Consider the following 25682-nt stretch of genomic DNA (forward strand, 5'->3'; position numbering starts at 1 on the left):
CGTCGCCCTTTCCCCCGAGAGCTGGATCGTGCGCGTGCCGGTCAGGCCTCGAAGCGGTAGCCGGCTCCAGGGTGGGTGATGAGGTGGCGCGGGTGTGAAGGATCGACCTCGAGCTTGCGGCGCAGCTGGGCGGTGTAGACGCGCAGGTAGTTCGTCTCCGTGCCGTAACCCGGCCCCCACACCTCCCGGAGCAGCTGGGTACGGGTGACGAGCCGGCCCCTGTTGCGCACGAGCACCTCGACGATCGCCCACTCGGTGGGCGTGAGCCGTACCTCCTGCCCGGCACGCAGGACCCGTCGGCGGGCGAGGTCGACGGTGAGCTCCCCGGCCTCGACGAGGCCGTCGTCCTCGCTCGCCGGGGCCGAGCGCCGCACCGCTGCCCGCAGCCGGGCGAGGAGCTCGTTCATCGCGAACGGCTTGGTCACGTAGTCGTCCGCGCCCGCGTCCAGTGCGGCGACCTTGTCCTCGCCGTGCTGGCGGGCGGACAGGACGACGATCGGTACCCGGCTCCAGCCCCGGATGCCGGCGATGACGTCCATGCCGGGGAGGTCCGGCAGCCCGAGGTCGAGGAGCACGACGTCGGGGTGGGCGGTCGCGGCGAGCCGCAGGGCGTGGGTGCCGTCGAGCGCCGCGGTCACCTCCCACCCGTGGGCGCGCAGGTTGATCGTCAGCGCCCGGACGAGGTCGGACTCGTCGTCGACGATGAGGACCCGAGGGCTCACGGCGCCCGCCTCCCGGCCACCGGCACGGTGAGCACCATGGTGAGCCCGCCACCCGGGGTGTCCTCGGCGGAGATCTCCGCCCCGACCGCTCCCGCGAGACCGTGCGCGACGGCCAGGCCCAGGCCCAGGCCGCCGGAGGAGGTGTCCCCGAGCCGCTGGAACGGCTCGAAGAGGTGCTCCTTGCGGTCCTCGCTCACCCCCGGCCCGGTGTCCACGACCCGCACCTCCACGTGCGCGTCCGTCGCCGAGGCGTTGACGAGGACCGGTGCCCCGGCCGGGGCGTGCCGCACGGCATTGGACACGACGTTGGCGATGACGCGCTCGAGCAGCCCCGGGTCGGTGAGGACGAGCGGGAGCGTCTCGGGCACGTCGAGCCGCACGGCCGCAGTGGCCAGGCCCTCGGTCGCGAGCGGGACGATCTCGTCGAGGCTCGCAGCCCGCAGGACAGGGGCCACGCTGCCGGTCTGCAGCCGGGAGAGGTCGAGCAGGTTGTCGATGAGCCGCTCGAGCCGCGCGGTCGCGTCGGCCACCGTGCGGGTGAGGTCGGCGGTGTCGGCGGCCCCGAGCCGGATGTCCGGGGCGAGCAGCCCGTCGATGGAGGTGCGGATCGTGGCCAGCGGGGTGCGCAGGTCGTGGGAGACCGCGGCGAGGAGGGCGGTGCGGGTCGCCTCGGCGTGCTCGAGGAGCCGCGCCTGCTCGGCCTGTTCACGCAGGCGGCGGTACTCCAGGATGTTGCCGGCCTGGGTGGCGAACGCCTCGAGCACCCTCCGGGCACCTGCGTGGAGGCTGTGCCCGCGCAGCGCGAGCACCCGCATCGGGTCGACCGTGGCGACCGTGTCCGCCTCCTCGGGCGAGCGCGGGGGGCTGCTCCCCGACGTCGCCACCGTGCGCCACCGGGCGCCGTCGCGGGCGAGGAGGGCGACCGACTCGAGCGTGAAAGCCTCCCGGACCCGCGAGACGAGGGACTCGGCGGTGTCCTCACCCTCGAGCACGGACCGGGCCACCTGGGCGAGGGCGCTCGCCTCCGCGCGCGCCCGGGCGGCCTGGGCGCTGCGCAGGACGGCGAGGTGGACGACCGACGCGACCGCCGCGGCGACGACGACGAAGACGCCGAGCGCGAGGAGGTTGTGTGGGTCGGCGACTGTCAGCCGTCCGGTGGGCGCGGTGAAGAAGAAGTTGAGGGCGAGGAACGCGGCGACCGCGGCGAAGAGCGCCGGCCACAGGCCTCCGACGAGCGCGACGCCCACGGTGAGTGCGAGGTAGAGCAGGATCTCGGTGCTGAGCCCGGCGGACTCGGGCACCAGGTGCAGCACCGCAGTGAGGGCGACCGGACCGGCGACGGCCAGCGCCCAGCCCGCCAACGTCCGGGAGAACGGCAGCCGCGCCTCTCGGTTGGGCCTTCGCCGGCCGCGACGGGCCTGCTCGTGGGTGACGAGGTGGACATCGACCGTCTCCGCGAGCCGGGCGATCTCGGTGCCGACGGACTCGGTGAGCACCCGGACCCACCGGCTGCGTCGCGAGACGCCGACGACGATCATCGTCGCGTTCACCGCCGCCGCGAAGTCGACGACCGCAGCCGCCGTGTCCTCCCCGATGACGGTGTGGAAGCTCCCGTCGAGCTCCTCGACCAGCCGGCGCTGGGCCTCGAGCGTCGCGGGGGCTGCGGCCGGCAGGCCGTCGCCGGACAGGACGTGGACCGCGAGCAGCTCGCTGCCCGCGGCGCGCTGGGCGATACGGGCTCCGCGCCGGATGAGCGTCTCGCTCTCCGGTCCGCCGGTCACGGCGACGACGACCCGCTCGCGCGTCGGCCAGGTCCGCGAGATCGCGTGCTCGCGCCGGTAGCTGATGAGGGCGTCGTCGACGCGGTCGGCCAGCCACAGCAGGGCGAGCTCGCGCAGCGCGGTGAGGTTGCCGAGGCGGAAGTAGGAGGACAGCGAGGCGTCGATCTGGTCGGCGCGGTAGATGTTGCCGTGGGCCAGCCGGCGGCGCAGCGCCTCCGGGGCGAGGTCGATGAGCTGGATCTGGTAGGCCTGGCGGACGACGTGGTCGGGCACCGTCTCGCGCTGGCGCACCCCGGTGACCGCCTCGACATCGTCGTTGAGGGACTCCAGGTGCTGGACGTTGACGGTGGTGACGACGTCCATCCCCGCGTCGAGCAGCTCCTCGACGTCCTGCCACCGCCTGGCGTGCGCCGAGCCGGGGACGTTGGTGTGCGCGAGCTCGTCGACGAGCACGACCCGGGGGCTGCGGCGCAGGACGGCCTGCGTGTCGAGCTCGGTGAAGCTCTGCCCGCGGTAGGTGAGCTCCTGGCGTGGGAGCACCTCCAGGCCCTCGAGGAGCGCCACGACCGGCGCGCGCCCGTGCGTCTCGACGTAGCCGACGACGACGTCCACGCCGCGCGTGCGGCGCCGGTGCGCCTCGTCGAGCATGGCGTAGGTCTTGCCGACTCCCGGCGCGGCGCCGAAGTAGACCGTGAGTCGGCCTCGTCGCCCCGGCGGTGGGCCGGGGCGCGGGGTGGACGGGGTGTCGTTCACCGGCCCATTGTCGCCAGCGCGAGGTTGAGCGTCAGGACGTTGACCCGCGGCGCGCCGAGGATCCCGAGGTCGCGTCCGGCACTGTGCTCGGCCACGAGGCCGCGCACCTGCTCGAGCGTCAGCCCGCGGGCCGCGGCGACGCGCGCCACTTGGAGCTCGGCGTACTCGGGGGAGACGTGCGGGTCCAGGCCGGAGGCCGAGGCGGTGACGGCGTCGGGCGGGACGGTGCCGGCAGGCACGCCCTCACGACTCGCCAACGTCTCGCGCCGCTCGACCACCGTCCTGAGGAGGTCCGGGTTCAGCGGGCCGAGGTTGGACCCGCCGGAGGCGAGGGTGTCGTGCCCCTCGCCGGCGGCCGACGGCCTGGGGTGGAACCACTCCGGCCCGGTGAAGGGCTGGCCGACGAGCGCGGAGCCGACGGCGGCCTCCGCCGACAGGGTCCGTTGCCCGGTGGCGGTGAGCAGGGAGCCGTTCGCCTGCCAGGGGAGCAGGACCTGGGCGACGCCGGTGACGGCCAGCGGGTAGGCGATCCCGAGGACGGCGGTGAGGACGAGCAGCACGCGCAGGCCCGCGCTGCAGTGCCGCAGGAGCGTCGTCGTGGTGGCGGCGGCGCCGGTGCGCCGCCGGCTCTGGGTGGTGGTCATGAGGCGATCCCGGGGATGAGGGAGACGACGAGGTCGATGAGCTTGATCCCGACGAACGGGACGACCAGCCCGCCGAGGCCGTAGACGAGGAGGTTGCGGCGCAGCAGCCGGGCGGCGGACGCCGGCCGGTAGCGCACCCCGCGCAGGGCGAGGGGGATGAGCGCGAGGATGACGAGGGCGTTGAAGACGACGGCGGACAGGATGGCCGACTCGGGGCTCGCCAGGCGCATGACGTTGAGGGCGTCGAGCTGGGGCAGCACACCGGCGAACATCGCGGGCAGGATCGCGAAGTACTTCGCGACGTCGTTGGCGATGGAGAACGTCGTCAGCGCCCCGCGGGTGATGAGCAGCTGCTTGCCGATCTCGACGATCTCGATGAGCTTGGTCGGGTCGGAGTCGAGGTCGACCATGTTGCCGGCCTCCTTCGCGGCGGTCGTGCCGGTGTTCATCGCGACCCCGACGTCGGCCTGGGCGAGCGCGGGCGCGTCGTTCGTGCCGTCCCCGGCCATCGCGACGAGGCGCCCGCCGCTCTGCTCGTGGCGGATGAGGGCGAGCTTGTCCTCCGGCGTGGCCTCGGCGAGGACGTCGTCCACGCCGGCCTCCGCCGCGATCGCCCGCGCGGTGAGCTCGTTGTCGCCGGTGACCATGACGGTGCGGATCCCCATCGCGCGCATGGCGTCGAACCGATCCCGCAGGCCGTCCTTGACGACGTCCTTGAGGTGGATGACGCCCAGCGCCCGGGCGGGCCGGTCCCCGAGCTGCTCGGCGACGAGCAGGGGAGTCCCGCCGGAGGCACTGATCTCGTCCGCGGCGGCCGTGACGTCCGGCCCGGTGTGCCCGCCGGTCGAGGCGACCCACTCGGCGACGGCGCCGGCGGCCCCCTTGCGGATGCGCCGGGGCCCACCGCCCTCGCCGGGGAGGTCGAGCCCGCTCATCCGGGTGCGGGCGGCGAATGGGACGAGGACGGCGCCGGGCAGCTCACCGCTCTCGCGGGCCCGCAGCCCGAAGGTCTCCTTGACGAGGACGAGCACGCTACGGCCCTCTGGCGTCTCGTCGGCCATCGAGGACAGCTGTGCGGCGTCGGCGAGGTGGGCGGGGTCGGTCCCGGCGGCGGGCAGCAGGGCGGCCGCCTGCCGGTTGCCGAGCGTGATCGTGCCGGTCTTGTCGAGGAGGAGGGTGTCGACGTCCCCGGCCGCCTCGACGGCCCGGCCCGACATCGCGAGCACGTTGCGCCGCACGAGGCGGTCCATGCCGGCGATGCCGATCGCGGAGAGCAGCGCCCCGATCGTCGTCGGGATGAGGCACACGAGGAGGGCGACGAGCACGAGCAGCGGCTGCGGCTGCCCGGACCAGGTGGCGAAGGGCTGCAGGGTGAGGACGACGAGCACGAAGACGACGGTGAGGACGGTGAGGAGGACGTCCAGCGCCTGCTCGTTCGGGGTGCGCCGGCGGTCGCTGCCCTCGACGAGGGCGATCATCCGGTCGACGAACGTGTGCCCCGCGGGCGCGGTGATCCGCACGACGACCCGGTCGGAGAGCACCCGGGTCCCTCCGGTGACCGCGGAGCGGTCCCCTCCGGACTCGCGGATGACGGGCGCCGACTCCCCGGTGACCGCCGACTCGTCGACGCTCGCGATGCCCTCGACGACGTCGCCGTCGCCCGGGACGAGCTCCCCGGCGGTGACGACGACGAGGTCGCCCACGCGCAGCTCGGTCGAGGCGACCTCCTCGGTCGGCAGCTCGGCGAGCGGGCCGCCGGTGACGGTGCCGGGGAGGCGCCTGGCCGTGGTCTGGCGCTGGGTGGCGCGCAGGCTCGCGGCCTGCGCCTTGCCGCGCCCCTCGGCGACCGACTCGGCGAGCGTCGCGAAGAGCACCGTGCCCCACAGCCAGAGGGTGACGAGGACGGCGAAGACGCTGGGGTCGAGGACCGACAGGACGGTGCACAGCGCGGCGCCGGCCTCGACGACGAGCAGCACCGGCTCGCGGTGGAGGGTGCGCGGGTCGAGCTTGGTGAGGGCGCCGGGGACTGCGGCGAGCAGCTGGCGCGGGCCGAGCGGGGCGCCGGGGACCGTGACGCGCGGGGCGTGGGCGGTGGCCTGGGCGGCGGGCCCGGGGCGGGTGGGGGCGAGGGTCATGAGAGCGACTCCGTGACTGGGCCGAGCGCGAGGACCGGGACGAACGTCAGCGCCACCATGACGAGCGTGACGCCGACGAGGAGGACGACGAACAGCGCCCCCTGGGTCGGCAGCGTGCCCGCCCCGGCGGGGACGGTGCGCTGGGCGGCGAGCCGCCCGGCGAGCGCGAGGACGAGGGCGATGGGGACGAACCGGCCCAGGAGCATCGCCAGGCCGAGGAGCGTGTTGTAGAACGGCGTGGAGACGGTGAGCCCGGCGAAGGCGCTGCCGTTGTTGTTGCCGGCCGAGGCGACGGCGTAGAGCATCTCCGACAGCCCGTGCGGGCCCGCCTCCTGGATGCCCGCCCGGCCGGCCGCCGTCGAGATGGCGAGCGCGGCGCCGAGGAGCACGACGGCGGGCATCGTGAGGATGTTGAGCGAGGCGAGCGTCATCTCGCCGGGGCCGATCTTCTTGCCGAGCAGCTCCGGGGTGCGCCCGACCATGAGGCCGGCGACGAAGACGGCGACGACCGCGAGGACGAGCATGCCGTAGAGCCCCGACCCGACCCCGCCGGGGGAGACCTCGCCGAGCAGCATGTTGAGCATGACGACCCCGCCACCGGGCGCCGTGAGCGAGTCGTGCATGGAGTTGACCGCGCCGGTCGAGGTCGCGGTCGTGCTCGCCGCGAACAGCGCGCTGGCCGCGGTGCCGAAGCGCTGCTCCTTGCCCTCCATGGCGCCGCCGGCCGCCTCGGGGACGAGCCCGGGCCCGGACATCTCCGCCCACGTCACCAGGGCCACCGACCCCAGCCACAGGACGCCCATCGCGGCAAGGACCGCCCAGCCCTGGCGCTTCGAGCCGACCATGAGCCCGAACGCGCGCGGGAGGGAGAAGGGGATGAGGAGCATGAGGAGGACCTGGAGCAGGTTGCTCACCGGTGTCGGGTTCTCCAGCGGGTGTGCGGCGTTGGCATTGAAGAAGCCCCCACCGTTCGTCCCGAGCTGCTTGATGACCTCCTGGGAGGCCACCGGGCCGCCGAGCGCGTGCTGGCTCGCCCCGCCGAGGGTCGTGAGCTCCGCGGGTCCGGCGAGGTTCTGCACGACACCTGTTGCGACGAGGAGGAGGGCGCCGACGAACGCGACGGGGAGCAGCACCCGGCCGACAGTGCGGACGAGGTCGGCCCAGAAGTTGCCCACCCGGTGGTCGGCCGCGGAGCGCGCGAACCCGCGCACGACGGCGACCGCGACGGCGATCCCCACCGCGGCGGACAGGAAGTTCTGCACGGCGAAGCCGCTCATCTGGAGCAGGTGCCCGGCGGCCTGCTCGCCGGAGAACCACTGCCAGTTCGTGTTCGTCACGAAGGAGACGGCGGCGTTCCAGGCGCCCGCGGGCTCCATGGGGTCGGCGCCCAGCGACATGGGCAGGAGGTGCTGGAGGCGGGCCAGCCCGTAGAGCAGGAGCACCGAGGCGAGCGAGAACCCGAGGACCGAGAAGAGGTAGGTGTTCCACCGCTGGTCGGCGTCGGGGTCCACCCGCATGAGGCGATAGGCGGCTCGCTCCACGCGCAGGTGTCGCGGTGACTGCAGCGCCCACACGAGGTAACTGCCGACGGGCCGCTGGAGGACGAGCAGCACCGCGACGAGCAGGGCGAGCTGCCCGGCGGCGGCGGCGACCTCATCGTTCATGACGCTCCGCCCTGCGTGCGGCGAGCGCGACGAGGGCGATGACCGCGACCGTCAGCACGACGTAGGCCAGGTCGGCCATGGGGGACCCCTTCCAGGTGGTCGCGCCGGGAGCCGGCGCGGACGAGTTCGACCGCCTAGTTCTAGACCCGGCCGCGCCCTCGGACGGCCCTCTTTGACGGGTCCCTGACGGTCGGGCGGCCGATCCTGACGCGTCCCGTGCGGCCCCGACCGGGAAAGGGCCGCCGTGCACGATCCAGCTCTCGGCGGGAAGGGGCCCCTCCGGGGACCTTCCTGCGCCGAGAGCTGGATCGTGCACGGTCGTGGGTGGTCGGTCTCGGGGCGGGGCGGCAGGGCCGTGGCGGCCGGCTCCCCACAGGGGCGGGGGTCAGGAGACACCGACCACGTAGGTGAGGGCTGCCCACACCGAGACGGTGCTGATGGTCGTCCAGAGCACGATGGCGACGGCCTGCCAGAGCAGGACCCAGCGCCGCGAGGTCCCGCCGCCGACGAGGATCGCCGACGTGACCTGGGTCGGGACGGCGAGCGGGCCGAGGATGCTCGCGCCGGGCACTCCGAACCGCAGGAGCCACCTGTTGAAGCGGGCACGTCCCTTGGACTGCGGCCTCGCGGGCGTCTCCTCGAGGGCCGACGCCGGCATCGCGCCCGCACCGACCGGCACCGGCCGCAGCCGCCGGTCGACGACCGCGGTCCTCGCCCGTGCGGTCACCGCCACGACGACGAGGACGCTGAGGAAGTTCCCGGTCGCGGCGGCGACGCCCGCGACGATCGGGTTGATCCCGCCGGCGATGCCGATCAGGGAGGCGACCTCGCCCTCGACGAACGGGATCACTCCCGCGAGCGCGACGATGAGCGGTTGCAGGGCCTCGGGCACCTGGGCGACGAGCTCCTGGAAGTTGATGATGAGTCGTTCGATGGCATTCATGGTCGTTCCTCTCGTGTGTCGTGTGGCTGGACGGACGTGCGGCGCCGGGGGGACGAGCCGGGCGGCCGGTGGTGGCCGGTCTCCCGGGGTGATCCGTGGCGATGCCGCCACGTTCGCAGCGGGCGACCGTCGCTCGCGTCGGTGACAACCACCTACGCAGGCACGGTCGTGCGGCCCCGCGGACCGGGCCACCTCCTCCCACCGGAACCGCTACGGTTGGCGGCGAACCGGCCGTGGACGGGGGGACGACCTGACTGATCTCGTGGGCCGGCGCGCCGAGCGCGACACGGTCGAGAAGCTGCTGTCCCTGGCGCGCGCCGGGCACAGCGGCTGCCTCGTCGCCCGCGGCGAGGCAGGCATCGGCAAGACCGCCCTGCTCGAGCACGCGCGGCGGTCGGCGCTCGCCTCGGGGTTCCGGGTGGAGGACCTCGTCGGCGTGGAGTCCGAGGCGCAGCTCGCGTTCGCGGGTCTCCACCAGCTGTGCGCCACCCTCCTGGACCGCACCGACACGCTGCCGGAGCCGCAACGCGCCGCTCTCGGCGTCGCGTTCGGCATCCACGGCGGCGCTGCCCCGGACCTGTTCCTCGTGGGGCTGGCCGTCCTCACGCTCCTGGCCGAGGCCGCCGAGGACGGGCCCGTGCTCTGCCTCGTCGACGACGCGCAGTGGCTGGACGAGGCCTCGGCGCAGGTCCTGGCCTTCGTGGCCCGCCGCCTGGGCGCCGAACGACTGGCGATCCTGCTCTCGGTGCGCGACCCGGACGAGGGTGGGGCGCGCGCGTTCTCCGGCCTGCCCGAGCTCCGGCTGGAGCCGCTCGGGGAGCCCGAGGCCCGGGCGCTGCTCGACGGAGCGGTGCGCGCACCGCTGGACGACGAGGTGCGTCTGCGGATCCTCGCCGAGGCGCACGGCAACCCGCTCGCCCTCCTCGAGCTGCCCCGCACCATGGGCCCGGACGGCCTCGCGGGCGGGTTCGGGCTGCCCGGTGCGCGCAGCGTCCCCCGCCGCGTCGAGGAGAGCTTCCGGCGCCGCTCGCACGGGCTTCCCAGCGAGACGCAGCAGCTGCTCCTCGTCGCCGCTTGCGAGCCGACCGGTGACGTGGCGCTGCTGTGGCGCGCGGTCGAGCACCTCGGTGTCGCCCGCGAGGCGGCGACCCCGGCGGAGGCCGCCGGGCTGCTGGAGATCGGCTCGCGGGTGCGCTTCCGGCACCCGCTGGTGCGGTCGGCGGTCTACGGGGCCGCCTCAGCGCCCGATCGCCGCCGGGCCCACGGCGCGCTGGCCGAGGTCACCGACCCCGCGACGGACCCGGACCGCCGCAGCTGGCACCGTGCCCTGGCGGTGCTCGGGCCCGACGAGGAGGCCGCCGAGGCGCTGGAGGTCTCCGCCGCCCGGGTGCGCGCCCGCGGCGGGCCGGCCGCCGCGGCCGCGTTCCTGCAGCGCGCGGCCGAGCTCTCCACCCACCCCGCCGACCGTGCGAGGCGGGCGCTGGACGCCGCCTACGCCAAGCACGAGGCAGGTGCCCCCGACGCCGCGCTGGAGCTGCTGGCCCTGGCCGGGGCGGGCCCGCTGGACGACCTCGCACGATCTCGTCTCGAGCTGCTCCGCGCCCAGGTCGGGCTGTACCGGAGCCGGGACGGTGACGTGCCCGGGTCCCTGCTCCGGGCCGCACAGGCACTCGCGCCGCTCGACGCGAGCCTCGCTCGGGAGACCTACCTGCACGCGCTGGACGCGGCACTCGTCACCGGAGGTACCGCGCACGGCGCGGTGGAGGTGGCGACGGCCGCCCGGGAGGCACCGGCACCGGCCGGGCTGCCCAGGCCTGCCGACCTCCTGCTCGACGGGCTCGTGACGACGCTGACGAGCGGGCACGCGGCGGGCACGCCCGCGCTGCGCCGGGCCCTGGAGGCGTTCTGCGTCGACGGGCAGTCGGACCCCAGCGGTGACCGCTGGCTGCGGCTCGCGGGCCGGAACGCGGTGGCGATCCTCGACGACGAGCTCGTGCACACGCTGGCCACCCGCCACGTGCGGCTGGCGCGCGAGGCCGGCGCGCTGACCGCCCTGCCCGACGCGCTGCGGTTCCTGTCCATCGTGTCGGTCCTCATGGGGCAGCTCGCGCGGGCCGGCGAGCTCGCCACCGAGGCGACGGCGATCACGCAGGCCACGGGTGGTGCCCAGCTGCGTCACGCCCACGTCATCCTCGGTGCCTGGCGCGGGGACCAGGCGGGGACCGCCGAGCTCCACGTCCATGCCCTCCACGACCCCGCCGGTGGCGGCACGGAGGCCGCCCTGGCCGAGTACGCGCTCGCAGTGCTCCACAACGGGTCGGGAGGCTACGCGCTCGCGCAGGACGCCGCGGAGCGGGCGCTGACGTCGCAGGAGCTGGCGCTGTCCAACCTCGCCCACATCGAGCTCGTCGAGGCGGCGGCCCGTGCCGGGCGGCCCGAGGCCGCGAGTGCGGTGCTCGAGCAGCTGTCCGTCCGCGCCAGGGCGAGCGGCACCGCGTGGGCCGCCGGGATGGCGGCACGGTCCCAGGCCCTGACGAGCACCGGAGCAGCCGCCGAGGACGGGTACCGCGAGGCCCTCGACCAGCTCGTGCGGACCCGGATGGGCGGGTACCTCGCCCGTACCCACCTCGTCTACGGCGAGTGGCTGCGCCGCGAGGGCCGCCGCCGCGACGCCCGGGAGCACCTGCGCACGGCCCACGAGCTCCTCCTCGACATGGGCGCCGACGGGTTCGCCGCCCGCGCCGCCCGCGAGCTCAAGGCGACGGGCGAGCACCCGCGCGCGCGGTCCGCGCAGCCGGTCGACGAGCTCACCACCCAGGAGCTGCACGTCGCGCGGCTCGTGGCGACGGGAGCGACCTCACGGGAGGTCGGCGCGCAGCTGTTCCTCAGCCCGCGGACCGTCGAGGCCCACCTGCGCACCATCTTCCGCAAGCTCGGGATCACCTCGCGTCGCCAGCTCAGCACGCTCGACCTGCCCTGACCACCCGGCAACCGGACCACGCTAGGTGGCTCCTACCGACGCGGAGCCGGGCGGCGACGGGGAAGCCTGGACCGATGGACACCGACCTCCTCACCCGCCCCGCGGGCGGACCGCTGAGGGTCTTCATCATCGGCGTGAGCGGGACGGTCGGGAGGCTCCTCGTGGGACACCTCCTCGACCGGGGCGACGACGTCGTGGGACTGGTCCGACGGGAGGAGCAGCGGGCGGCGTTCTCCGCGCTGGGGGTCACCGTGCACGTGGGCCAGCTCGCCGACCTGACCGCCGACTCGCTCGCGCCCATGCTCAGCCGCACCGACGTCCTCGTCTACGCCGCCGGCTCGAACGGGGTCTCACGCCAGGCGGCGGCCGCCGTCGACGGCCAAGGTGTGGTGACGGCCCTGGAGGCGGCGGGCCTGGCCGGCGTCAACCGCTTCACCCTGGTCTCCGTGCTTCCCGAGGCCCGCCGCGCGCAGCACCTCGGGGAGGACGTCGAGTTCTACTTCGCCGTGAAGAAGCTCGTCGACGTGACGGTGAGCGCGAGCGACCTGGACTGGCTGATCCTGCGCCCGTCGCAGCTCGTCGACCGCGCCGGGACCGGGGGGATCGCGCTCGGCCCCGCCCAGCCGGACGACGAGGTCCCGCGTGAGGACGTGGCCGCCACGCTCGCCGAGCTGCTCCACGAGCCCAGGGTCCGCAGGCGCATCCTCGAGGTCACCCAGGGCCTGACAACCGTCGCGCGCGCGGTGGCCGACCTCCTGTGACGAGCCCGCCCGGTGCTGGAACGGCCCGGACCGTGATCTGCAGTCAGAGGAAGGTGTCCTGCGTCGCCGCGGCCTGGGCGGTCCGGTGCTTGTCCCATGACTGTGGCGACACGAAGATGGCGAGGTCCTGCGGTGGGATGCGCCGCGAGAGGTCCACCCGGACTGCGGTCGCGGCCTCGGCAGGCTCGACTGCGACCCTCGAGCTGCGGTTCCGTGTCGCATGGCTGTGCGCGCTCTGTGGCAGCCACACTGTCACGTGGCCGGCGTAGTGGCGGTTCTGCGTCCTCGCGACCGAGCCGAAGACGTCGAGGGCGAAGGTCGTCTCGCTCGTCGCCAACGCGGCGAAGTACTCCGGCTCGTCGCGCCACACGTTGTCCGAGTGAGGGCCGATCCGCTCGACCCGGCGCAACGGCAGCACGAGGTCGCCGCCGAGCACGGCCTCCCGGAGGCGGCCCGCCTGGATCTCTCCGAGCATCGCGCGGGCACTCCCGGACTGCCACATCTCCAGGAGCCGGCCCCGCGGCGAGATGGCGCTGGGTGACATGTCCACGTCGACATCGAGGTAGCCGCTCGAGGCGGTGAGCAGCTCCTGGCCGGCAAGCCGCTCGTAGGCTGCGTCGAAGGCCTGCTGTGCCCATCCCTCGCGGTAGACCGCGCCGTAGGCGCGGGCGAGGAGCGTTGCGGGCAGGTCGAGCTGCTCCTCCTGCTGACGTGCCGCTGCCATCGCCGCGGGCAGCTTCCCCACGACCTCCTCCGCGAGCTCGTGGACCTGGACCGCCGGGGGTTCCCACGGCCGGTGCACGACCTCCGCGATGACCTCCGTCCAGTCCCGCCAGCCCTGGTACAGCACGGCGAGCCGGCCGCGCTCCTTGCCCCGCCAGAGGAACGTCGCTGCTTCGGCGCGCTGCCGTGCCAGGGCGGTCCTCACCTCCCATTCGTACCGCCGGAACGCCTTGTAGAACACGTGGTTGAACAGGGCCAGCAGGCCGACCGTCGTGACGACGATCCCCGTCGTCCACCAGGCCACGGTGCCCCAGTCGGGGCTCTCCTGCTCCTGCACGACGAGTCCCAGCACGACGAGGGCGAGGACACCGAGGCCCGACGTGACCCACCAGCGGCGCAGAAGCCGCCTCTTCGCGGCATCGAGCGAGGCGGTGGCGGGCGCCGTGACTCTCTCTGTCCCGTCCCAAGCCCGACGGCCGTCCTCGCAGGCGGCGAGCCGCCGCGCGACGTCGTCCCCGACCTGCCAGAGGACGCTGCACGCCTGGTCGGCGAACCACTCCCGGAACGTGGCCAGCTCGGTCCCGACCCGCTCGGCCTCGTCCTCGGCAGCCCGTAGCCGCTCGAGGACGGCCGTCCGGTCCGCCTCCCAACGCTCTCGCGCCGCCGCGAGCGGGTCCACCGCGTCGTCGTCCGCTCCAGTAGCGCCCGGTCCGGTCGTCGCCGTCGGGTCCGACACTCCGGGCGGCAGGTCCCGCTCTGCGGCGTCCCGGAGCCGACGCAGCTCGCCGACCTCGTCCTTGCGCTCGCGCAGCTGTGCTTCGAGATCCGCGAGGTAGGACCGCATGGCCGGCGGGTCCGTCGCCGCGACCATTCTGCCGTCGAGCGCCGTGTGAGCGGAACCGGGCCGAGGGCCGACTTCACGCGGCCCGAGGACCTCTCGCTGCCCCAGCTGGCGTGGTGTGTCCATCCCGTCGACCGGGCCGCCGTCGGCGAGCGCGAAGCACAGCTGCCGCAACGTGCTCCACGTGGTCGGTGCCGGTGGTGCGCCGCGGGTCGCCTCGTAGGTCAGCGCCTCGGCCAGCTGGGACCGCTTGGCGGTGAGGATCGCGGTGGCGACCTCGCTCATCGAGTCGACGGCGCGCGGCCCCAGGGTGACGACGGACCCGACGTCCGCACCGACGACCTGCCGGGTCGCCGTGCGCTCCGCGGCGTCCCGACCGCGACCGAAGGTCCACGCGGCCACGGCGCCCACCGTGTGGAGGCTGAACCGTGCAGCCCGGCCGAAGGCACCGGCCAGCGCCACCTGCTCCGGCTGCGGCTCCGCACGGTCGGGTTCCGGCGTGGGCGCCCACTCTGGGGTCGTGAGGATCGCGTTCGCGGCGCGCCGGACGAGGAGCTCGGGGTCGCTCGCGGGCGTGGCCCACCCGACCACCTGGCCGGGACCGACCGGGGCGAGGGTCTCGGGGTCCAGCGTCCGGCGGCCGAGGACGTCGAGCACGTCCTCACCGACGACGGTGCGGATGGCGACACGTGCGACGACGACGTCGTCCGGTCGGGTGGAGGAGTCGGTGCCCACCCTGTCGAAGACGCCGCCGGGGACACCTCGGACGAGGCCCGCGGCTGCCGCGACGGCGGCTGCGGCGTGGCCGGCGTAGTTGGTGGCCGGCCTGACGAACACCGAGGAGCGGTCGAGGTCCGGCCGGTCCTCGGGGGAGACGACGACGTTGGCCTCCCAGCTGGGCAGCAGGACTCTGCTGTCGATGTCCCTCACGTCGGTCGCCGGCACGAGGAGCAGGGTGCGGTGCAGGCTCGTCAGGTCGGTGCCCGACGGGTCGCGGGGCAGTGCCTGCCGGACGAGGTCTGCGACGAGCTCACCGACCGCCGAGACCTTGGGGTCGGCCTCCTCGGTCGTCGCCGCCAGCTGGGTGACGACGATGCGGACCCGGTCGAGCCGGAACCGGCCGAGGTGAGCGAAGAGGTCCACCCTCTCCTCGCCGTCGGGGTCGACGAGCCACGCGAAGACCTGCGGCGGCTGACCGTCGGAACGCACCATGTCCGCCTCCCGGACCCACAGGGACGGTTCGGTGATCCGCACCCGGGTCCACTCCGCGACCAGGGAGCGGACCGCGGTGGCGGTGGGGGTGTCGCCCGTGACGACGACGCTGATCGAGCGCATCAGATGAAGGCGCTGTCGGCGTCGGCGCGGAAGTCGTCGACGGCGTGGTGGAGGTCGCGCAGCGCCGCCCGGATGAGGTGGCGCAGGTCGAAGGAACCGGGGTATCCGAGGATGTCGTGGCGTGCTTCGAGCGCCTCGAAGTGCCTGGCGAACGCGGCGGCCACCTTCTCGACCTGCTGGCGCGCCGCGGCCTGGCGGTCGGCAGCGGTGCGGGGGTCGGGTGACGGGTCCTGCGCCCGGTGTCCCGCCTCGATCCAGGTCCTGAGCTCCTGGGGCAGCGTGCCGGACTCGCTCGTGCCGAGGTCGAGCAGACGGAGGTAGGGACGCACGGGATCGAGCGACTCCTGGGTGTTCACCCGAAGGAGCGCGAGGACGAGTGACTCGAGGACGGCAGGCAGCACCTCCGGGCCCTGGCTGTTGCCCACGAGGAGCGGGTCGTCGAACGGGACGAAGCCCGCGGAGCCGCTCGAGCTGGCCGGGACGTAGACCGCGACGGCCGGGTCCTGCTGTACTTGGCCGAGCAGGCCCGCGGCGAACCACCCGCGGATCAGCTGAGTGAGCGTCTCGGGGTGGAGCGGGACCGCCTCCTGGAGGGGGCGGGCGCGGCGCCACCGCCAGAACTCCTCCCGTCCCTCGACCGACGCCTTCCGAGCGCCCCAGTCGCTCGCGATCGGGCGCATGAGGCTGTCGAAGACCACCGGCTCGTAAGGCTCGCCGAGGACCGTGAAGATGTCGATGAACCCCGCCTCGGAGTCGGAGAAGGACTGCTCGACGGTGGCCCCGAACTGGCCGCGGCCCTGCAGGGTCCGGACGAACGACTCCCGTGCCGCCGACCGCTCCGGGAACGGGATCTCGCTGAACTTCTGCTGGTACGTGACGTTCGAGCGCCCGTGGACCCGGGTCAGCACCGAGGTGTTGATGCTCACGAGGGGCGCGCCCGCGTTGAGCGCGGCGACGAGCTGGCCCTCGAAGGCGCGCAGCCGCTCCGCGAGCTCGCTCGGCGCCGCCGCGCCCTCGGAGAGGTAGGCCCGCAGCCCTTCGTCGAGGTACTTGCCGATCATCGTGCCGGGCCGGGTCACCCAGGCGGTCGCGCGGTGGAGGATCTGCGACGAGTTCCCGGCGACGCTGATCGTGGCACGCGTCGCCGCCTGCATGGAGCTGCGGTGGAGCCGCGCGTCGGCCGGGACCCACGGCTTGTCGATGGTGATCAACCGCTGGCGCTCGCCGTACACGGCCCCGAGGAGAACCTGACGCTCGGCCGCGACGCGGGAGACCTGCGGCGTCTCCCCGCCCACGGTCCGGGCGACGACGTCCTCGAGGATCTGGGGGAAGGAGTCGACGCTCGAGAGGAGGAACTCGTTCGGCGCGGGCTTGAGACGGCTGGGGACGACGTCGCCCTCCGGCCACATCGAGATGAGGGACCCGCGCCCGTCCAGTCCGCCGGTCCGCTCGACGGCGAGCCCGTCGACGGCGTGGTCGACGGCCTCGGTGAGCGGCTCGAGGAAGTTCCGGCGCAGGTCGGGGATGAGGGCGACCGCCAGGTCGCGGGTGTCGGCTTCCTGCTCCCACTCGAGCGTCTGGATCGCGCGGTCGACGGCGAGCTCGATCTCGGCCTCGGTCACGCTCTTCCGCGTGCCGCCGAGGACGCCGGAGATCTCGTCCTCGAGGTTTGCCGCCCACCGCCGGCGGTGCTCGGCCTCGGCGTGCAGCTCCTCGGAGACCTCGTCGAGCTCGGTGACGAGGCGGCGCAGCATGACCGCGGCCACCCGGCCCCCGTGCTTGACCACGGCATCCGCAGCCGTGTCGACCACCCGGCGCTGGATGGTCTCGACCCACTCGACCGCCTGGCGCTCGCGCGACTCCCGCTGCTCGGCCGCGAAGCGGGACCGGCGGTCCAGCACCTCGTTCCGGACCCGGATGCGGACGTCGTCCGTCGTCAGGCCCTTGGCGGGCGACGCGGCGCGAACAGCGTCGAGGACCTGGGCACCGAGCTCCTGCCCGGCCCTGGTGAGCTTCGCCTGGTCGTGCAGGGCGTCGAGGACGGTGTTGCGGTCCTCGCCGCGCTCGTCGAGGCCGGTCTGGACGAGGAAGGCACCGAAGGCGTCGCTCGCCTGCTCCTGGACGAGCTGTGTCGCCGGCCGCTCGTCCCCTCGGGCGCGGAGCTCCTCGTGACGGTCCAGGACCATCTCGACGGCCGTCCGGGCGAGGTGCTCCGCGGCATAGGTCCGGAACCGGTCGCGGCCCAGGCCCACCCGTGAGGAGCCCAGCGCCGTGAACGGCGTCTCCGTGCCACCGGGGTGGAGGCGCAGGTGGTCCGGCACAGCCCCCGACGTCGACGCCCACTGGGCGTGGAGATAGCCGGCCATGCTGTCCTGGAGCGCTGTGCTCGCCACCCACGACGCGATGGAACGGCCCATGGCCCGGTAGACGTCGTTCTGCGTCTTGTAGGTCACCGCCTCGTTCCGAGCACCGACGAGGAACGGGTAGCGAGGGCCGAGGCGCCGGCTGGCACCGGTGGACACCCCGGCCGCCTGGAACAGCTCGCTCGTGCTCTCACTGGGACCCTGAGCGTTCCAGTAGCCGCTCATCACCTCGGCGAGCGCGGCGAGGGAGTTGGCGCGGACGCCACGGCGGAGGGACTCGTCGATGTCGTCGAAGACGTCGGGGCAGTAGAGGATCCCGACGCTCTCCGACGCCCACTTGTCCGGCAGCCCGCGGATGACGTCGCACACGTCGATGATGGCGCCGGAGCCGCTGCCTCCCGCGATCGAGGAGATGACGACGACCTCCGGTGCCGGGGCGGTCGTACGGGGCTCCCCACCGAGTTTCTCGGTGAGGCTCTGCAGCACACCGGTCACCTCGGCACCGGTGATCCGCCGGCGGGCCTCGCGCACCGCGTGGTCGATGCGGCTGAGCTGGGACAGGGTGATGACCCGGCCGAGCGCCCGGAACTGGCCGGCCCCCTTGCTCGCGGGCACGTTGACCCGGTCGCGGTCGGGGCGCCACCCGCCGAGCGCATCACGCGCGTGGGTGCCGGCGGTCTGGAGCAGGGAGTCGTCGACCGTCCGGTAGTCGATCCCCGAGCCGATGAGGCCCTGGTACTCCCGCTCCGGGAGCTGACCGGGCAGGTCCGGCTCGTTGCCGTCCGCCGTCGTCGGCACGTCGATGTGGAGGAACTGCCAGGCGTCGGGGATACCGCGTGTCCAGCCGGCCTGCTGAAGGCGGCGCTCGAGGTCCTCGCGCACGACGCGGAGCGTCTTGCCGCCGGACCCGCCGACACCGACGAGAAGGAAGGGACGAAGCATGGAGGGACCTCGGTTCTGGGGAGGAGGGACAAGGGTGGGGGTCAGCGGCGGGGCGGAGGAGGGGGCGGGGTACCGCTGCGCCCGGGCGAGGGCGGAGGTGGTGCGTCCTGACCACCAACGCGGCGCCGACCGTTCTCCGGGACGCGCTCGCGAGGCGGCGGTGGACCGTCCGAGCGACCGCGGGGCGGGGGAGCGGACACGGACGGGACATCGCGGCGGGGAGGAGGTGCGGACCCGCCGCCGGCCGGCACGGGACGTGCGGGCGTCGTCGTCCCGTCGCCGTCCTGCGACAGGTGTGGACGAGTGCCGGACGCACCGGTCACGGCTGCGCCCGACGCGACCTGCTCCCAGGCAGCGCGCGCGCGTGCGACCTCCCTGGCCCACGGCACCCGGGCCAGCTCCGCCAGGCGGTGGGGCAGCAGGCTCGCGACGCTCTGCTGCCCGGGGTCGATGACCATGACGAGCGTGCCCCGGAGATCGCCCTCCGGCGTCGTCGGCCGCTCCGTCGCGACGACGAAGCCAACACTTCCCGGGAGCTCGGTCTGCCGGGTCCACGGACCGCGCCGTCCCTTGACGACGTGCGTCACGGGCACTCGCCCGGGGACGGTGACGAGAGCCTGGGGCTCCGCGAGCGGGTTCCACGGGTACCTCACCACGTGGCGCACCGGGCCCGCCTGGAAGGAACGGACCCTACCGTGGACCGGGAGGTGGCGGAACTCCTCGGACGAGAGGAGGGCGGTGGCGCCGTCCGTGCGTTCGAGCCCACGCTCGGTCATCCGGACCGGCACCTCGGCGTACTTCGTCTGCGGGCCGAGCCGGAAGCGGCCCAGCAGGCGCCGCGCGACGACCGCGCTCAGGTAGGCAAGCCCGAGGGCGAGCCCGGTGAGCACGGCGACGAGCGAGAGCTGCGCCGCGACGTCGACAGGTCGCACCATGGTCCCGGTGACGCGCACCTGCGCCTCGATCTGATCGCCGTCGACGCCCTGAAGCGTGACAGGCAGCGTGCCGTTGATGCGGCCGTCCGCCTGCTCCTGTGCGTCGAGGTCGACGGCCACGTCGACCGACGCGTCCGCCTCGATCTCGACGCACTCGGTGGCGGTGCCCAGTCGGACGGCGCCGGCCTGCTCCGGTGCCGACACCGTCCCGGCCCCGAAGCATGCGCGCGTCGGACCGCGCTCCGCCCCGGTCAACGTGAGGACGGCCCGGGCAGTAGTCGCACCGTCGAGACGGCCGAAGTCGAGCTCCGCCGGCGCGATGACCGGGAACGACGGGGGGAACTGGGTGCTGAGCACCTGCTCGACCGTCACCGGCCCGAGCTGGATCCCCCCAGGCGTCGTCACGGCCGTCGCCCGGCCGCTCACCGTGAGGGAGGAGACCGCGACGTCGGTCGGGACCGTGACCTCGCCGAGCCAGCCGTCGCCGTCGGCGCGGAAGTCGGACGCCTCGCCGTCGACCGTCGCCTCCATGACCGCGGACCCGTAGACGTCGAGCGGGACGGGGGAGCCGTCCGCCGTGCGCGGCACGATCCGCAGCCGGCTCGGCTCGCCGATCACCACCCCGTCCGGCGCCTCGACGGTGAGGGTCACGCCCCAGAAGTGGTAGAGGTCGATGACGGTCGTCGCCGTCGGGTCGGTGACGAGCGTCCACGTCCCGGTGTCGGCCCCGACGTCCCGGACGTCGACGGTCGTGAGACTGCTGCTCGTGAGGACACTGACGCCCGCGCCGCCGACCTCGGCTGTCGGAGCGTCGAGCACCGAGGTGCTCCCGTCGGGTGCCACGAGCTGCATGGGGGCAGCACCGGCCGAGCTCTGGGCGACGATACGGAAGCCTCCGAGGCCGGGGTCCACCGGGATGGCGAGGCGCCCCTCCGTGCAGTCCCGGGGGCACTCGGCAGTGCCGGTCGACGTGAACCGCTCCAGCAGCGCCCCCATATGTGCGAACAGCCTCGCAAGGGCGCCGGCGTCGTCCGCGTTGAGGAACGCCCCGTTCGTGACGTCGGCCGGGACGGGCACAGACCCGCACGACTCCCCGCCGGCACTTCCTTCGGCGATCGCCTGCAGGCGATCGCGGTCCACCGGCGTGGCGGCACCCTCTCCCTCGGAGGTCATGAGGCCCATGGCGATGACGGCGACGTCGTCGGCGCGGATGCCGTCGACCGTCCCGCCGGGCTCGCACAGCTCGAGGCGGGCGGCCTCGGTCGCCGGGCGGTCGCCACGCCCGTCGACGTCGAGCTTCCCGTCGGTGAGCCAGAGGACGAGCTTGCACGACGTGCCGCCGACCTCACCTGCGCGCTCGTCCAGAGCCGTCTGGGCGTCCCCGAGCGCTCGACGGTAGTCCGTGAGGCGGGCCCCGTCCCGCGAGGGGAGCTCCTCGCGCACGGCGGACCGCAGGTCCTCGGCGTGCTCGCCGCTGACAGCGCCCCAGCCGACGAGCTCGGTGCTCGTCTCACCGAACACGGAGAGCCGGGCCTGGACGTCGAGGGCGCCGCCGCTGTTCGCCGCGAGGCGCTCGAGAGAGTCCAGCGCCGTGTCGATCGCCCCGACGCGGAGGTCGTCCGGGTCGGTCGCGCGCAGGCTGAGCGACTCGTCGACGACGACGGCGGCGAGGAGGTGGTCGGCCTCCGCAGCGCACGCGGCGACGGCCGAGACGCTCTGCGACCCGACCGGTGAGATGTCACCGACCGCGGCGGCGGGCCCGGTACCCAGGACGACCGCGGCGAGCAGGCAGGCGACGGCGGCCCACCACCCGGCGGCGCGCCTCACCACTTGGCCAGCTCCGTCGCGACGAGGTAGCCGCAGAAGAGCCCGCACGCCAGGCCGGCCACGGCCAGGCCGAGGGACGCGCGGTCCAGCAGCGGACGTCGCAGGAAGTGCTTGCTCCGCCGTAGCGAGCTGAGCGACCGGTAGAGCGTCAGGAGGAAGACGGCGACGACGGCGCCCAGCACGTAGCCGACGACGGCGAGCTCCCAGGGGGCTTCCCTCGCGGCGACGAGCCAGCCGAGCACCGCAGCCGCGGCAACCGCACCACCCTGGAGGGCAACCGGCCAGTACGGCGGGACGGTGGGCTGGACGGCCGTGGCCGTCACTCCGTCCACCCGTGGTGGCGCGAACATCTCGAACGGCGCACCGTGATCACGTCTTCAGCGGTCATCTTCGCCCCATGCAACGGTTGTCGGTGGCTCGAGGTGATCGGAGCCTGGAGCTGAACGTATGGGCGGAATACTCACGCCTGTCGATGAACCGTGGCGAAGGGGCGGATGATCGCTCACGGCGCACGGGGTGACTGAGGGTGAACCTGGCGCCCAGTCGGCCGCCGCCCTCGACGGCGGATGGTCATGGCCCTGGAGGCGGTGGCCGACCTCCTGTGACGAGCCCGCCCGGTGCTGCCGGGGAGTGCCGCGCCTCACCTGCCGGGAAAGGGCTGGCAGCCCCGCCGTAGACTGATGGGCGCCGCGCGACCGTCGTCGGCGGCACCCACCCCACGCACCAGGTTCTGAGGTCTGCCCGTGATCACCGCCCACGACGTCTCCATGCGCATCGGCGCCCGCGAGCTGATCCACTCGGCGACCTTCCGCGTCGACGCCGGGATGCGCATCGGCCTGGTCGGGCGCAACGGCGCTGGGAAGACGACCCTCACCAAGCTCCTCGCGGGACAGGACGCGACCTCCGGCGTCGTCCAGCACACCGGGACGATCACCCGCACCGGCGAGATCGGCTACCTCCCGCAGGACCCGCGGACCGGCGACCTCGACGTCCTCGCCCGGGACCGGGTCCTGTCCGCCCGCGACCTCGACGGCATCCTGCGCCGCATCCGCAAGGCCGAGACGGACATGGCGACGAAGACCGGGGACGCCCAGGAGAAGGCGATCGAGCGCTACTCCCGGCTCGACGCGGAGTTCTCGGCCCAGGGCGGCTGGGCCGCGGAGTCCGAGGCCGCGCGCTTCACCTCCAACCTCGGCCTGCCCACCCGGGTCCTGGACCAGCCGCTGCACACCCTCTCGGGTGGTCAGCGACGCCGGGTCGAGCTCGCCCGCATCCTCTTCTCCGGTGCGCAGACGCTGCTCCTCGACGAGCCGACCAACCACCTCGACCACGACTCGATCGTCTGGCTGCGGGACTACCTCAAGTCCTACTCCGGCGGCCTCATCGTCATCAGCCACGACGTCGAGCTGCTGCGCGAGACCATCAACACCGTCTTCCACCTCGACGCGAACCGCGGTGAGCTCGACGTCTACAACCTCGGCTGGGACGCCTACCTCAAGCAGCGGGAGCAGGACGAGCGCCGCCGTCGCAAGGAGCGCGCGAACGCGGAGAAGAAGGCCTCCGTCCTCCTCGCCCAGGCGGACAAGATGCGTGCCAAGGCCACCAAGGCCGTCGCCGCGCAGAACATGATCCGGCGCGCCGAGCGGATGGTCGCCGGGCTGGAGCAGAGCCGCCAGGCGGACAAGGTGGCCCACCTGCGCTTCCCCGACCCCGCCCCGTGCGGGAAGGTCCCGCTCACCGCCGAGGGCCTGTCGAAGTCCTACGGCTCCCTCGAGGTCTTCACCGACGTCGACCTCGCCATCGACCGGGGCGCCAAGGTCGTCGTCCTCGGCCTCAACGGCGCCGGCAAGACGACGCTGCTGCGCATCCTCGGCGGGGTGGAGAAGCCGGACACCGGCGAGGTGGTGCCCGGGCACGGCCTGAAGATCGGGTACTACGCCCAGGAGCACGAGACCCTCGACGTCGAGCGCACCGTCGTGGAGAACATGCGCTCCGCGGCGCCCGACCTCACCGACACGCAGGTGCGCTCGGTGCTGGGCTCCTTCCTCTTCTCCGGGGACGACGCCGAGAAGCCCGCCAAGGTCCTGTCCGGCGGGGAGAAGACGCGCCTCGCGCTCGCCGTCCTCGTCGTCTCGTCGGCCAACGTCCTGCTCCTGGACGAGCCGACGAACAACCTCGACCCGGCGTCCCGTGAGGAGATCCTCGGCGCGCTGCGGACCTTCACCGGCGCCGTCGTCCTCGTCACCCACGACGAGGGTGCGGTCGAGGCGCTCGAGCCCGACCGCGTCCTCCTCCTGCCCGACGGCGACGAGGACCTCTGGAGCGACGCCTACTCCGAGCTCATCGCCCTGGCGTGAGCGTCCACGTCGGCACGTCCGGCTGGAGCTACGACCACTGGGCCGGCGTGCTGTACCCCCACGGCCTGCCCCCGCACGAGCGGCTGGGCCGCTACGTCCAGGCGTTCGGCACGGTCGAGCTCAACGCGAGCTTCTACCGCTGGCCGCGGGACGCGACGTTCGCGGGCTGGGACCGGCGCACCCCCGAGGGCTTCGTCCTGTCGGTCAAGGCGCCGCGGGGCCTGACCCACGCCAAGCGGCTCTACGCACCCGAGCGGTGGGTGGAGCGGATCTCCGGCGCGTGGCACGAGCTCGGTACGACCCGTGGGGTCCTGCTCGTCCAGCTCGGGCCGGGACAGGAGCGCGACGACGCACGCCTGGACTACTTCCTCTCCCGCCTGCCGTGGTGGGTGCGGGTGGCCGTCGAGCTGCGCCACCCCAGCTGGCACGACGAGGGCGTCTACCGGCTCCTCGAGGCCCGCGGCGCGGCCTACTGCGTGATGAGCGGGGCGAACCTGCCCTGCGTGCTGCGCGCCACCGCCCCGTTCGTCTACGTGCGGCTGCACGGGCCGGACCACCACCACCTCTACGGCGGGTCCTACGACGAGGACTCCCTGCGCTGGTGGGCCGACCGGGTGCGCGAGTGGGAGGGGTCCGGGCGCGACGTGCTCGTCTACTTCAACAACGACGGCGACGGCAACGCGGTGCGCAACGCCGGCCGGCTGCGCGAGCTGCTGGGCCGCTGAGCCCGCGGGCCCTCAGTCGACGAAGCGCGGCCGGCAGGCGAACCACCCGGCGACCACCCCCGGCACGGCCGTCGCCGCGAGCACGAGGAGCGGCACCGACCAGGAGCCGGTCGCCTCGCGCAGCAGTCCCAGCCCGACCGGACCGACGCACGCCAGCCCGTAGCCGATGCCCTGGACGAAGCCGGACACCGCCGAGGCGGACTGTGCCGTCCTCGTGCGGCGGTTGACGAGGGTGAGGCACAGCGGGAACGTGCTCACCCCGATCCCCAGCGCGCACACCCACACCGCGGTGCCCTCGAGCGGGGAGAGGAGCAGTCCGAGGTACCCGCCCACGAGCACCACGGAGCACGCGACGACGACGGGGAACGGGTTGGTCATGCGGGTCGCGACGTGGGGGACCACCAGCGCCGCGAGGACGCCCCACGCCGAGTACAGGCCGACCATGGACCCGCCGAGCTCCGCGCTGCCGCCCGCGTCGGTGAGCACGGCCGGCACCCAGGTGATGATCGCGTAGTTCGACAGCGACATCATCGCGAAGAGCACGACCAGGCCCCAGACGGTGCCGGACCGGCTGATCCGCGACGTCGGACGCGTCGCGGTGGCTGCGGGCGTGTGGTGGTCGGCAGGCAGCCGCAGGGTGAGGACGAGCCAGACGACCGCGGCCAGCGCGATCGGTCCGGCCCAGATCCCCACCGAGAGCCGCCAGCCGGCGGCCTGGGCCACCGGCACCGCGAGCAGCGGGGCGACGAACTGTCCGGTCTGCAGGAGCAGCAGGTAGCACGAGGTCCACAGGGCGACGCGATCGGCGAACCAGGCCTTGACGAGCGGGACGATGACGACGTTCGCCGCGCCGATCCCGCCCAGCGCGAGGACGGTCGAGACCACGACGAGCGCCGGGGTCGGGGAGGCCGCCCGTGCGAGCAGCGACACGGCGGTGAGCGCGAGCGCCGCCGCCGCGGTCCGCTCGAGCCCGAACCGTCGCGTCACGGCAGGTGCGAGGAACCCGAAGACGCCGAAGGTGGCCGCAGGGATCGTGCCGAGCACGCCGGCGAGGACGACCCCGAAGCCGAGGTCGGCACCGATGGTCTCCAGGAGCGGGGTGAAGCCGGTGACGGCCGTGCGCAGGTTGATCGCGGTGAGGGCGATGGCGAGCCCGGCGAGGACGGTGAGGCGCCCGCGCGCCGCGGTGGTCCGGTCGGGGGAGAGGGTCCTCACGTAGACTCCACACTGAGATCGACGGATGATGGGATT

15 protein-coding genes are annotated in these 25682 nt (G+C 73.9%); 4 read left to right on the forward strand and 11 right to left on the reverse strand.

From position 1 onward, the window contains the following. Positions 1 to 41: 41 nt before the first annotated feature. From FE251_RS06475 to FE251_RS06500, 6 genes are all read right to left on the reverse strand, one after another. A complete protein-coding gene (locus tag FE251_RS06475) occupies positions 42 to 722 on the reverse strand; it encodes a response regulator (RefSeq protein WP_139948301.1) in 681 nt (226 codons plus the stop codon). Further along, the gene (locus tag FE251_RS06480; RefSeq protein WP_269144723.1) at positions 719 to 3256 is read right to left on the reverse strand and encodes an ATP-binding protein; all 2538 of its coding nucleotides are present in this window, start codon (positions 3254 to 3256) and stop codon (positions 719 to 721) included. The genes FE251_RS06475 and FE251_RS06480 overlap by 4 nt, the downstream gene beginning before the upstream one ends. Then, positions 3253 to 3900, reverse strand: coding sequence for a potassium-transporting ATPase subunit KdpC (gene kdpC, locus FE251_RS06485; RefSeq protein ID WP_139073109.1), 648 nt, complete (start codon positions 3898 to 3900; stop codon positions 3253 to 3255). The genes FE251_RS06480 and kdpC overlap by 4 nt, the downstream gene beginning before the upstream one ends. After that, positions 3897 to 6035, reverse strand: a complete 2139-nt coding sequence (gene kdpB / locus FE251_RS06490; protein ID WP_139948302.1) for a potassium-transporting ATPase subunit KdpB — start codon at positions 6033 to 6035, stop codon at positions 3897 to 3899. Before kdpB ends, kdpC begins: the two co-directional genes overlap by 4 nt. Next, entirely contained in the window at positions 6032 to 7699 is a 1668-nt protein-coding gene (kdpA, locus tag FE251_RS06495) for a potassium-transporting ATPase subunit KdpA (RefSeq protein ID WP_139948303.1), read from the reverse strand. Before kdpA ends, kdpB begins: the two co-directional genes overlap by 4 nt. A gap of 385 nt (positions 7700 to 8084) precedes the next feature. Further along, the gene (locus FE251_RS06500; RefSeq protein ID WP_139073130.1) at positions 8085 to 8642 is read right to left on the reverse strand and encodes a small multidrug efflux protein; all 558 of its coding nucleotides are present in this window, start codon (positions 8640 to 8642) and stop codon (positions 8085 to 8087) included. Positions 8643 to 8904: 262 nt separating this feature from the next. On the opposite strand from FE251_RS06500, the gene FE251_RS06505 reads away from it, so the two are divergent. Both FE251_RS06505 and FE251_RS06510 read left to right on the forward strand, forming a co-directional pair. Continuing rightward, on the forward strand, positions 8905 to 11622 hold the full coding sequence (locus FE251_RS06505; RefSeq protein ID WP_139948304.1) for an ATP-binding protein: 2718 nt from the start codon (positions 8905 to 8907) through the stop codon (positions 11620 to 11622). A 74-nt stretch (positions 11623 to 11696) separates the two neighbouring features. Beyond that, positions 11697 to 12383, forward strand: coding sequence for an NAD(P)H-binding protein (locus FE251_RS06510; protein WP_223147580.1), 687 nt, complete (start codon positions 11697 to 11699; stop codon positions 12381 to 12383). 43 nt (positions 12384 to 12426) lie between these two features. Here FE251_RS06510 and FE251_RS06515 read toward each other — a convergent pair whose 3' ends face one another. The 4 genes from FE251_RS06515 to FE251_RS06530 are packed head-to-tail and all read right to left on the reverse strand — an operon-like array spanning position 12427 to position 21672. Continuing rightward, positions 12427 to 15282: a hypothetical protein gene (locus tag FE251_RS06515; protein WP_139948305.1), complete on the reverse strand. Its 2856-nt coding sequence runs from the start codon at positions 15280 to 15282 to the stop codon at positions 12427 to 12429. Beyond that, positions 15282 to 18587, reverse strand: a complete 3306-nt coding sequence (locus FE251_RS06520; RefSeq protein WP_139948306.1) for a tubulin-like doman-containing protein — start codon at positions 18585 to 18587, stop codon at positions 15282 to 15284. Before FE251_RS06520 ends, FE251_RS06515 begins: the two co-directional genes overlap by 1 nt. Before the next feature lie 41 nt (positions 18588 to 18628). Further along, on the reverse strand, positions 18629 to 21352 hold the full coding sequence (locus FE251_RS06525) for a VWA domain-containing protein (RefSeq protein ID WP_139948307.1): 2724 nt from the start codon (positions 21350 to 21352) through the stop codon (positions 18629 to 18631). Beyond that, positions 21346 to 21672, reverse strand: a complete 327-nt coding sequence (locus FE251_RS06530; protein WP_139948308.1) for a hypothetical protein — start codon at positions 21670 to 21672, stop codon at positions 21346 to 21348. Before FE251_RS06530 ends, FE251_RS06525 begins: the two co-directional genes overlap by 7 nt. Before the next feature lie 444 nt (positions 21673 to 22116). Between FE251_RS06530 and FE251_RS06535 the strand changes: the two genes are divergently transcribed. Both FE251_RS06535 and FE251_RS06540 read left to right on the forward strand, forming a co-directional pair. Then, positions 22117 to 23706 carry an ABC-F family ATP-binding cassette domain-containing protein gene (locus tag FE251_RS06535; RefSeq protein WP_456237484.1) on the forward strand — a complete coding sequence of 530 codons (1590 nt, stop codon included), beginning with the start codon at positions 22117 to 22119 and terminating at the stop codon, positions 23704 to 23706. Continuing rightward, a complete protein-coding gene (locus FE251_RS06540; RefSeq protein ID WP_139948309.1) occupies positions 23703 to 24431 on the forward strand; it encodes a DUF72 domain-containing protein in 729 nt (242 codons plus the stop codon). The genes FE251_RS06535 and FE251_RS06540 overlap by 4 nt, the downstream gene beginning before the upstream one ends. Positions 24432 to 24443: 12 nt before the next feature. On the opposite strand, the gene FE251_RS06545 is transcribed toward FE251_RS06540, so the two are convergent. Next, on the reverse strand, positions 24444 to 25646 hold the full coding sequence (locus tag FE251_RS06545) for an MFS transporter (RefSeq protein WP_168202668.1): 1203 nt from the start codon (positions 25644 to 25646) through the stop codon (positions 24444 to 24446). Positions 25647 to 25682: the final 36 nt, after the last annotated feature.

It is taken from the genome of Georgenia wutianyii (assembly GCF_006349365.1).
In the GTDB taxonomy this organism is placed as follows: domain Bacteria; phylum Actinomycetota; class Actinomycetes; order Actinomycetales; family Actinomycetaceae; genus Oceanitalea; species Oceanitalea wutianyii.

Bases quoted from the DNA above. Each gene is read 5' to 3' on its own strand.
- kdpC (WP_139073109.1), bottom strand. From the start codon at position 3,900: ATGACCACCACCCAGAGCCGGCGGCGCACCGGCGCCGCCGCCACCACG.
- kdpB (WP_139948302.1), bottom strand. From the start codon at position 6,035: ATGACCCTCGCCCCCACCCGCCCCGGGCCCGCCGCCCAGGCCACCGCC.
- kdpA (WP_139948303.1), bottom strand. From the start codon at position 7,699: ATGAACGATGAGGTCGCCGCCGCCGCCGGGCAGCTCGCCCTGCTCGTC.
- FE251_RS06500 (WP_139073130.1), bottom strand. From the start codon at position 8,642: ATGAATGCCATCGAACGACTCATCATCAACTTCCAGGAGCTCGTCGCC.
- FE251_RS06510 (WP_223147580.1), top strand. From the start codon at position 11,697: ATGGACACCGACCTCCTCACCCGCCCCGCGGGCGGACCGCTGAGGGTC.
- FE251_RS06515 (WP_139948305.1), bottom strand. From the start codon at position 15,282: ATGCGCTCGATCAGCGTCGTCGTCACGGGCGACACCCCCACCGCCACC.
- FE251_RS06520 (WP_139948306.1), bottom strand. From the start codon at position 18,587: ATGCTTCGTCCCTTCCTTCTCGTCGGTGTCGGCGGGTCCGGCGGCAAG.
- FE251_RS06535 (WP_456237484.1), top strand. From the start codon at position 22,117: ATGCGCATCGGCGCCCGCGAGCTGATCCACTCGGCGACCTTCCGCGTC.